Source organism: Synechococcus sp. R60.1 (assembly GCF_047461835.1).
Lineage (GTDB): Bacteria > Cyanobacteriota > Cyanobacteriia > Thermostichales > Thermostichaceae > Thermostichus.
In genome coordinates this window covers 1-9,876 of record NZ_JANSIA010000103.1, presented here as the reverse complement: position 1 = coordinate 9,876, position 9,876 = coordinate 1, and the positions used below count along the sequence as shown (strand labels likewise).

Annotated in this window: 6 protein-coding genes; 3 read left to right on the top strand and 3 right to left on the bottom strand. The window is 59.5% G+C overall.

From position 1 onward, the window contains the following. On the bottom strand, positions 1-1,784 hold a 1,784-nt coding region (locus tag NW834_RS12215), incomplete at its 3' end, for a M61 family metallopeptidase (RefSeq protein ID WP_414426327.1). 309 nt (positions 1,785-2,093) lie between these two features. Here NW834_RS12215 and ntcA point away from each other — a divergent pair. Then, positions 2,094-2,768 (top strand): global nitrogen regulator NtcA, encoded by a 675-nt coding sequence (ntcA, locus tag NW834_RS12210; RefSeq protein WP_011434093.1) that lies wholly within the window; start codon positions 2,094-2,096, stop codon positions 2,766-2,768. A gap of 238 nt (positions 2,769-3,006) precedes the next feature. After that, positions 3,007-4,290: a phosphopyruvate hydratase gene (gene eno / locus NW834_RS12205; protein ID WP_011434092.1), complete on the top strand. Its 1,284-nt coding sequence runs from the start codon at positions 3,007-3,009 to the stop codon at positions 4,288-4,290. On the opposite strand, the gene NW834_RS12200 is transcribed toward eno, so the two are convergent. Further along, a complete protein-coding gene (locus NW834_RS12200) occupies positions 4,287-6,374 on the bottom strand; it encodes a prolyl oligopeptidase family serine peptidase (protein ID WP_414418608.1) in 2,088 nt (695 codons plus the stop codon). The two genes, eno and NW834_RS12200, sit on opposite strands and share 4 nt — an antisense overlap. Before the next feature lie 116 nt (positions 6,375-6,490). Here NW834_RS12200 and treZ point away from each other — a divergent pair, with 116 nt between their 5' ends. Next, positions 6,491-8,350, top strand: coding sequence for a malto-oligosyltrehalose trehalohydrolase (gene treZ, locus NW834_RS12195; RefSeq protein WP_414426326.1), 1,860 nt, complete (start codon positions 6,491-6,493; stop codon positions 8,348-8,350). On the opposite strand, the gene NW834_RS12190 is transcribed toward treZ, so the two are convergent. Further along, positions 8,347-9,867: an NAD(P)/FAD-dependent oxidoreductase gene (locus NW834_RS12190; protein ID WP_414426328.1), complete on the bottom strand. Its 1,521-nt coding sequence runs from the start codon at positions 9,865-9,867 to the stop codon at positions 8,347-8,349. The genes treZ and NW834_RS12190 overlap by 4 nt on opposite strands. Positions 9,868-9,876: the final 9 nt, after the last annotated feature.

The window sequence follows — 9,876 nt, the reverse complement described above, 5'->3', positions numbered from 1 at the left end:
AGGGATCCCAGCCAGCCTTGCTGAAGAGCTTCTTGAGCAGGAGTCAGTTCAGGCAACACCTCCAACGTGTAGACATCGGGCCGAGGGGGATCCAACGGGATCCAGAAATGTTTCAACTGATCGGCTTGAAAAACGCTCAAACAAATGATCTGGTGGGGCTGATAGGCTGTCAAGCGTTCTGTCAGGTTGGCGGCGCTCACCCTGAACCCATCCAGGGCCACCAGCTCATCGCCGGCCCAGATGCCTGCTTTTTGCGCCGGGGATCCCATCTCTACTGCGCTGATGCGATTGCCCTCGCCGTTGAAATTAAGGCCCAAGTAAGGGCTGGGGTTGGGGCGGCTGAATTGGGCTTTGAGGGTGAGGCCAAAGGGGTGTAGGTAAGTGTTGTAGTCTAGCTCTTCCGTGCCTTCCACATAGGCGGAGAAAAACCGGCCAAGATCGGCACCGGCTGCCCGCTCAAACGCCTCCCGCAAGTCTTGGTCGCTGTAGCCCTTCTCTGACCGACCAAAGCGCTGCCACAGATCCTGCAAAGCCGTATCCAGGGATCCCTGACCGCCGGAAAGGTGGCGAATGTGCAGATCCAGCAGCCAACAGACCAAAGCCCCTTTTAAGTAATAAGAAACCTGGCTGTTGAGGGTGTTTTCGTGGGGGCGGTAGAGTTTGATCCAGGTGTCGAAGCTGGACTCCCGCAGCGATTGCACGGCCCGGCCCGGAGTACGCTGCAAGCGGCCAATCTGTTCGGAAAGAACTTTTAAAAAATCGCCGGCACTGAGGATCCCTGCCCTCAATAAGATGACGTTTTCGTAATAGCTGGTCGCCCCCTCACAAAACCACAGACATTCCAGATAATTTTCCTGGTTGTAATCGATCTTTTCCAATGCCAGAGGACGCAGACGCTTGACATTCCAGGCATGAAACAACTCGTGGGCCATCAGAGCCAAAAACCGACGATAGGACTCTGGCTGATGCAGCTCTAGCCCAGAGTAAAGAAGGGTGGTGCTGTACTTGTGCTCAAGGCCACCAAATCCTCCCGGCGACAAATGCACAATGAACCAGTAGCGGTCGTAGGGTAGCCCACCAAAAAATGCGGCTGTGGTTTCGACAATGGCCTTGGCATCGGCAACGGCCCGATCGACATCCAGAGTGCCCGACCCCCAAACCACAAGGTAATGTGGGATCCCTTCCACCTCAAACGATTGCATCCGATGCAGGCCCACCTCCACCGGGCTATCCACCAGCTCGTCATAGTCCTCTGCCACAAAAGACTGGCCGGAAGTGGGATCCTCAGAAGGAGAGGTCAAGGGCCGCAAACTGGTGGCGATGCGCCAATCGGGCTTGGGGGGGATCACCGTCAAGGTGTAAGGTTCCCGCTCGCGACCGGGCACGTAGAGGAAGAGCGCTGCCCCGTTGAAATAGGCGTGGGTCAAATCCAGATGGTTTGTGCGCACCGTCAGCTCATAGGCATAGACCCGGTAGCACACCTTCACGGCAGAACAGCCCGGCGGATCGATCTGCCAGGTGTTCTTGTCCACCTTCCGCCAGGCCAAAGGGATCCCTTGCTCAGTTGCCGCCTGAAACTCCTGCACATGACGGGCATACTCCCGCACCAGGTAGGATCCCGGCGTCCACACCGGCAGTCGCAGCCGCAAAGGCACCTCTGGATCCACCTCTTGGATCTGCAGTTCCACCTCCAGCAGGTGATTGGCCGGATCCGGCATCCGCACTGTGAAATGCTGGCGGCTCAGTTGAGAAGGTGCAGCAACAACAGCCTCCGGGCTCCCCATAGATAGATAGATAGATAGAATGTTCCAACCCACTCCACTCTCTACCGCCAAGGGCCGACGCAACCCCCAGCGACAATGGCTCTTATCCTAACCCCTGCTTTCGGTTGGGGATCCCTTTCTGGGGCAAAAACGAGACTCAAAAATGTAGCACGTGCTACAAAGATGCCTGGGCAGAACCTTCTACTTTAGGGTAAATCTTGGTATCATCATCGATTCTGAAGTCAAGGGGTTGCAACCTAGCCTAATGCTTCTAGATTGATCTTAATAGGTTGATCTTAGGTATAAACTGACCTTAAAAGGTTAATGAGTATGGCGGTGGCCGTAGCGGAAAAATCTCTGATCACAGCCTTCAAGCAATTGGGAGGCCCTCACCATCCTCCGGTTATCGAAACGTTTGAGCGCGGGAAGACCATTTTTTTTCCAGGGGATCCGGCGGAGCGGGTTTACTTTTTGGTAAAGGGAGCGGTTAAGCTCTCGCGGGTCTACGAAATGGGGGAGGAAATCACCGTCGCCCTCCTACGCGAAAACAGCATCTTCGGCGTGCTCTCCTTTATCACGGGACAGCGCTCCGACCGCTTTTATCACTCGGTGGCTTTTACGCCTACCGAGTTACTCTCTCTACCGATCGAGCAGGTGGAAAAATCCTTGCAGGAGAACGCCGAACTGGCCATGTTGCTGGTTAAAAGCCTGTCGTCCCGCATTTTGCAAACGGAGATGATGATCGAGACGCTGGCTCATCGCGACATGGGATCCCGTCTGGTCAGCTTTTTGTTGATCCTCTGTCGCGATTTCGGAGTGCCTGGCCCGGATGGGGTCACCATCGATCTCAAGCTGTCTCACCAGGCCATTGCCGAGGCCATTGGCTCAACCCGCGTCACCATCACCCGCCTGTTGGGAGAGCTGCGCAAGAAGAAGTACATCTCCATTCACAAGAAGAAGATCACCGTACACGACCCGATGCGGCTGAGCCATCGCTTTGCCTAGAAGGAAGAGGAGAACACCTCCTGAGTAGCACCTTGCCCAGGCAAACCCCGCTCGATGGTTGGTTGAAGCTCTACCCGGCTTATGTTCAGTCTACTGCTGCAGCCTTGAAGAATCTCTATACCTAAAGGACAGACTTAAAGTTTTCTGGAAGCTGACCGGATCGCGGGCAAAAACCTACTAGTCTATGGGGGGATCTGGCTTTGGCCAGAGCTATCTAGCCAATTGCTGAGGTGTAACTGTGGAAACAGCCATCGAGTGGATTACCGCCCATGAGATCCTCGACTCGCGAGGGCGTCCCACCCTAGAAGCCCTGGTGGGTCTAGCCAATGGGGCAACGGGCTTGGCGCAGGTTCCCAGCGGTGCTTCGACCGGCACCTTCGAGGCCCACGAGCTGCGGGATGGGGATCCCAAACGCTACGGCGGTAAGGGTGTGCTGAGGGCGGTGGAAAACATCCTTGGCCCCATCCAGTCGGAGCTGCAGGGAGAAGATGCCCTCAACCAAGCCCGTATTGACCAGTTGCTGATCGACCTGGACGGCACCCCCAACAAGTCCCGCCTGGGGGCCAACGCTATTTTGGCAGTTTCTCTGGCGACAGCCAAAGCGGCTGCGGAAGCAGTGGGCTTGCCTCTTTACAAATACCTGGGGGGGCCCTTTGCCAACCTGCTGCCGGTGCCGCTGATGAACGTGCTCAACGGCGGCGCCCACGCCGACAACAACGTCGATATTCAAGAATTTATGCTTGTGCCCATTGGAGCGGCCAGCTTTCGCGAGGCGCTGCGCTACGGGGCTGAGGTGTTTGCGGTACTAAAACAAGTGCTGCAGCAGAAGGGGCTGTCCACCGGTGTGGGGGATGAAGGGGGGTTTGCTCCTGATCTCGACTCCAATGCGGCGGCTTTGGATCTGCTGATGACGGCTATTGAACAGGCAGGCTACAAACCGGGAGCAGATATCGCCTTGGCCTTGGATGTGGCCGCCAACGAGCTGCTGCAGGATGGGCAATATCACTTTGAGGGCAAAGCCCACAGCGCGGCTGATATGGTGGCTTACTACCAGCAACTGCTGGCCAACTATCCCATCCTTTCCATTGAAGATGGGCTAGCGGAAGAAGACTGGGCCGGTTGGCAAGCCATGACCGCTCAACTGGGATCCCGGGTACAGCTGGTGGGAGATGACCTGTTTGTAACCAACCTGACCCGCCTGCAAAAGGGTATCGACAGCGCCGCCGCCAACGCCATTTTGATCAAGCCCAACCAAATCGGCACCCTGACGGAGACCGTCTCGGCCATCCAATTGGCAGTTCAAGCCGGCTTTCGCACCATCATCAGCCACCGCTCTGGCGAGACGGAAGACACCACCATTGCCGACTTGGCGGTGGCCACCCGTGCCGGGCAGATCAAAACCGGATCCCTCTGCCGCAGCGAGCGCATTGCCAAGTACAACCAACTGCTGCGCATCGAAGACGAGCTGGGGGAAGCGGCAGTTTATGCCGGTCGGGTGGGCCTGGGTCCTAGAGCTCGCTAACTTCCCGTTCCGTCCCAGGGGATCCCTAGCACCTGCACCAAAAAGGCCCAGCGGTCGGCAGCTTCCTCAATCAGCTTGCTGGTGGGCTTGCCGGCCCCGTGCCCTGCCTTGGTGTCGATGCGGATGAGGATGGGCTGGGATCCCCCCTGGGCTGCCTGCAGGGCAGCGGCAAACTTGAAGCTGTGGGCGGGCACCACCCGGTCGTCGTGATCTGCGGTGGTGATCAGGGTGGCGGGATAGGCAGTGCCGGGCTTGAGGTTGTGCAGAGGGGAATAGGCGTAGAGGGCCTTGAATTCCTCCGGGTTCTCCGGGGATCCGTACTCGGAGATCCAGGCCCAGCCGATGGTGAACTTATGAAAGCGCAGCATGTCGAACACCCCCACTGCCGGCAGGGCCGCTGCAAACAGCTCCGGCCTCTGAACCAGGCAGGCCCCCACTAAGAGGCCGCCGTTGCTGCCGCCGGAGATGGCCAACTTGGCGGGGTTGGTGTAGCCATGGGCTATCAGCCACTCGGCAGCGGCAATAAAGTCGTCGAACACCTTTTGCTTGTTGAGCTTGGTGCCCGCCTGGTGCCACTCTTCTCCGTACTCGCCGCCGCCGCGCAAACTTGGCTGGGCATAGACACCGCCCATTTCCAGCCAGGCCACCAGACCCACTGAAAAGCTGGGGGTAAGAGAGATGCCAAAGCCGCCGTAGCCATACAGCAGAGTGGGGTGATCCCCTGTCCGAGTCAGGCCACGGCGGTGGACGAGAAACATGGGGATGCGGGTGCCGTCTTTGCTGGTGTAAGACACCTGCTGCACCTCGTAGGCCTGGGGATCGAAATCCACCTGGGGCTGACGGAACAGGGTGCTGGTGCCGCTGGTGAAATCGTAGCGGTAGATGGTGGGCGGGGTAGTGAAGCTGGTAAAGGTGTAGAAGGTCTCGGTGTCGTAGCGCTTGCCGCCAAAGCCGCTGGCGGATCCCAGCCCGGGCAGCGGGATTTCTCCTAGGTAGGTGCCGTCTAAAGCAAAGGTCTTGATCTGGGTGTGGGCGTCTTTGAGGTAGAAGGCCACAAACTGATTGTTGATCAAGCTAACCCCCTGCAGGGTCTCCTCCGCCTCGGGGATCACCTCCTGCACCTGGTCAGGCTGCTCCAAGTCAATCGCCACCAGTCGCCGCCGAGGAGCTTGGCAGTCCGTCAACAGCCAAAAGCGGGATCCGTCGTTGCCCACGAAGCTGTATTCGGCCTCAAACTCGCGGATGAGCTCTACTACAGGAGACTGGGGATCCCGCAAGTCTTTGTAGAAGATGAGGTTTTTGGGATCCGTGCCCCGCCAGACGGAGATGATGAGGTAATTCCCATCTTCAGTAACCCCGCCGGCAAAGCCCCACTCTTTTTGGTCGGGGCGGTGATAGACCAAGACATCTTCTGACTGGGAGGTGCCCAGGCGGTGGTAGTAGAGCTTCTGGAAGTAGTTGGCGCTTTCGTATTCGCTGCCGGGGGCCGGTTCGTCGTAGCGGCTGTAGAAAAATCCCTGCCCGTCCAGGGTCCAGCTTACTCCCGAGAACTTAATCCAGCGCAGGTGATCCGGCAAATCCTCGCCGGTCTCGATGTCCCGCACCTTCCACTCTTGCCAATCGGAGCCGGAGCAGGAGAGGCCATAGGCTAAATACCGTCCAGCGTGCTCCGCACCGCTGTCGCGAGCGCGGCTGATGGCAATGCCCGCTAGAGCCACCGTGCCGTCTTCCGAGAAGGTGTTGGGATCCAGCAAAACCCGCGCCTGGCCCTCTAGACTTTCTTGGGTGTAGAGAACGCTCTGGTTTTGCAGGCCGTCGTTTTTGAAGTAGAAGTAGCGGCCCCCTTCTTTGAAGGGCTGGCTGTATTTTTCATAGTTCCAGAGCTGGGTCAGGCGTTCTCGGATCCGCTGCCGGGCTGGGATCTGCTGCAAGTAGTTAAAGGTAAGGTGGTTTTGCGCCTCAATCCAGGCCCGCGTCTGCTCCGAATCCAGATCCTCCAGCCAGCGGTAGGGATCCGGTACCGCCTGCCCGTGGTAGATGTCGACAACGGTGGGATCCGGATAGCTGGGCGGGTAGTTGAGCATGAGACCTAAGCGCTAGAGACCCATTCCACTATGGCAGAGGAGAAGCCAAAAACCCACTCTCCGGCCTTTGCCAGGCATGCTCGCTATAGTGGAAGCCGAGTTGCGGGATAGATTCTGTGTTGCAGGCTTCTCCTTTCTTCCAGGCCGGGCGGATGGGCGCCTATCCCCTGGGCTCAGGCTGCTATCACTTCTCGGTGTGGGCGCCCTTGGTTGAGCAGGTGGAGCTGAAGCTGCTCAGCCCTGTCCAACGTTGCTTTACTCTAGTGCGGGATGAGCAGGGCTATTGGCAGGGGGAGGTGGACGGGATCCCGCCTGGGCCGGTGGACTATCTCTACCGTCTGCACACCCAGGCAGGGGTAGTGGAGCGGCCGGATCCCGCTTCCCGCTGCCAGCCCTACGGCGTCCACGGCCCTTCGCGGGTGGTGGATCCCCGCTTCGACTGGCAGGATCAGGGGTGGAAGGGGATCCCCCTGTCTCAGTGGATCCTCTACGAGCTGCATGTAGGCACCTTTACCCTCGAGGGCACCTTTGCTGCTCTGATCCCTCGCCTGCCGGAGTTGGTGGAGTTGGGGGTAAACGTGCTGGAGCTGATGCCGGTGGCCCAGTTTCCAGGAGAGCGCAACTGGGGCTACGACGGCGTCTACCCCTACGCGGTGCAGACCAGCTATGGAGGAGCGGCAGGCTTCAAAGCCCTAGTCAATGCCTGCCACCAACTGGGTTTGGCCGTCATCTTGGATGTGGTCTACAACCACCTGGGGCCGGAGGGGAACTACCTGCGGGATTTTGGCCCCTACTTCACCGACAAGTACCACACCCCTTGGGGGGATGCCCTCAACTTCGACGACCGCTATTCTGACGGCGTGCGAGAGTTTTTCCTACAAAACGCCGAGTACTGGCTGGAGGAGTTTCATCTCGATGGGCTGCGGCTGGACGCGGTGCATGCCATCTACGACTTCAGCGCCTACCCCTTCTTGCAGGAATTGGCAGAGCAGGTGGATGCCCTAGAAGCTCGCACTGGCCGGCCCAGGGTTCTCATTGCCGAAAGCGACCTCAACGATGTCCGCCTCATCACCCCCCGAGAGCAAGGGGGCTACGGGCTAGATGCCCAGTGGTGCGATGACTTCCACCACTCACTTCACACCCTGCTTACCGGGGAAAAGACAGGCTACTACCAGGACTTTGGCGAATTGGAGCACCTGGCCAAGGCTTACCGGGAGAGCTACGTTTATTCTGGCCAGTACTCCTGCTACCGCGCCAGGCGTCACGGCAACTCCGCTGTTGGGCGACCGGGATCCCAATTTGTTGTCTGCATTCAAAACCACGACCAGGTGGGCAACCGCATGTTGGGAGAGCGCCTCAGCCAGCTCACCTCTTTCGAGGGCCTCAAGTTGGCTGCCGCTGCCCTGCTGTTGGCCCCCATGCTGCCGCTGCTGTTTATGGGGGAAGAATACGGGGAGGTGGCCCCCTTTCTGTATTTTGTCAGCCACGGGGATCCCGATTTGGTGGAAGCGGTGCGCCAAGGACGCCGCCGCGAGTTCAGCGCCTTTGCCTGGCAGGGAGAGCCGCCGGATCCCCAAGCTGAAGAGACTTTCTTGCGCTCCAAGCTGAATTGGGAGTTGAAAAAAGCCGGTCACCACCAGGTTCTCTGGAAGTGGTACCAGGCCCTGATCCGGCTGCGCAAAACCCAGCCGGCCCTCCAGCATCTGGAGCGGGACGGGGTGGAAGTGGAGCTCTTTTCCAACTCTGGCCTAGCTCTGCACCGCCGCCAGGGATCCCAGGCTTTGCTTGCCCTTTTCAATTTCAGCCCCGATCAGCCAGTCACCTATACCCAATGGCCCAGCGGCACCTGGGAAAAACTTTTGGACAGCCATGAGACCCAGTGGTTGGGAAAGGGATCCCAACTGCCGGCAGAAAGCCAAGGGGATCCGGTTGAGGTACTGGGCTATGGGGTGGCGGTGTACGGTCAGAACCCCTAAAAGAGGTAATCCCGGCCGCAGCCGTAGCGCCAAGCCTCGCGGCGCCGTCTCCAGAAGTAGTCCTGGGGGTTGGTTTCCGGCTCCGGGCGATCTGTTAGCCTTTGCAGCAGCTCGAAGAGGCCAAGCGCGCCAAAGTGGCCCGCCCATGCCACCAGCTCCGGCAACCCCAACCGAGGCAAAAGTCTGGCTACCAAGCTGGGATCCCGACGCGTCACCCCCCACAGGGCCTGGGCCAAGCCGCCAAACTGCACCACATCCTGCAAAAAGGGCTTCACCACCTGGGGGCCGGCGGCAAACATGGCCTCAAACACCCTGCTCAACAAGCGGTTAATGCTATCGGGATCCCAGGTTTTCTCCCGCAGAGGAGGAATCATGGCCTTCTGAAATAGCCAGGTCGCGGCCAAGTTGGGCTGGTAGGGTTGCAGCAGGGCCAGGGCTGCCTGGTTCAACTGCCGTTGCGCCAGGGCCTCGTGGATCCCCTGCTGTAGGCGATCCAGGTGGCGCAACATGGCGCCAAAGCCGCCAAAGCTTAGAGGCGACTGGCTGCCACTGCTGTCCCCCACTGCCAACAGGCGATCCCAGGGCAGTTGCAGAGGGCTACGGCGGTAAGCGGGAAAAACGCCACATAGCTTGCGCACCCAGTGGATCTGGGTCAGCTCAACCCCTTGATAGGCGGGCAACAGCTGGCAGTAATCTTGCCAGAGGGTGTGGAGACTAGGCCGCTCCGGATCTCGGTCGCAGTAGGTGAACAGATAGGTGGTGCGCCCATCGCGGGCGGGGAAGGCTTCCCAAAAGGGCTGGTAGCCATTCTGGGCCGGGGTAAAGCTGTAGAAGAGATCTCCCGTGGGTTGGTCGGGCAGCCCCTGGGCACAGGATCCCACCACCAGACAGACGCTATCTGGCGGCTGCCCTTGGCGAGCCTGGGCCGCGATGGGCGAGCGGTGCCCCATGGCATCCACCAGCAGTTGAGCACGGATCTGTCCCTTGGTGGTCTGGAGGCAGATCCCATCGGGGTGAACGGTGGCACTTTGAAAGGCAGTCTGCTCCCACACTTGGCCCCCCCAGGCCAGGAAATGCTGCTTGAGGAACTCCAGGAGGCTGACTGGATCCACGCCCACATTCAGCACTCCCTCCACCCACCAGTGGGGGCCCTCCCCAAAGCCAATCCGCCCCCTCGGGTAGTGGGTAACCTGGACTGCCTCCCACTCGGGCGGGGTAAGCAGCTCCAGCTCTAACAACACCTGCAGCTCCTGGTGTGAGGTGTTCCACTCCTGCTCCCGCCCCCGCAGGATCCCGCGCTCCAGCAGGATCACCCGCCAGCCCCGCTTGGCCAAAGCCGCTGCCAAGAAGATCCCCAGGGTGCCACCGGCAATGACAACATCCACCTCCCAGCTGCCCAAGCTCTGGGAAGCCTGCTGCACGACTGTCGGCGGTAACTCCCTCCGCCTCTGCCGCAGGGATCCCCACCAGGCATCCGAGGCGGGCAAGGCTTCCGGCGGGGGGACAACTTCAGCCATCGGCAGGAG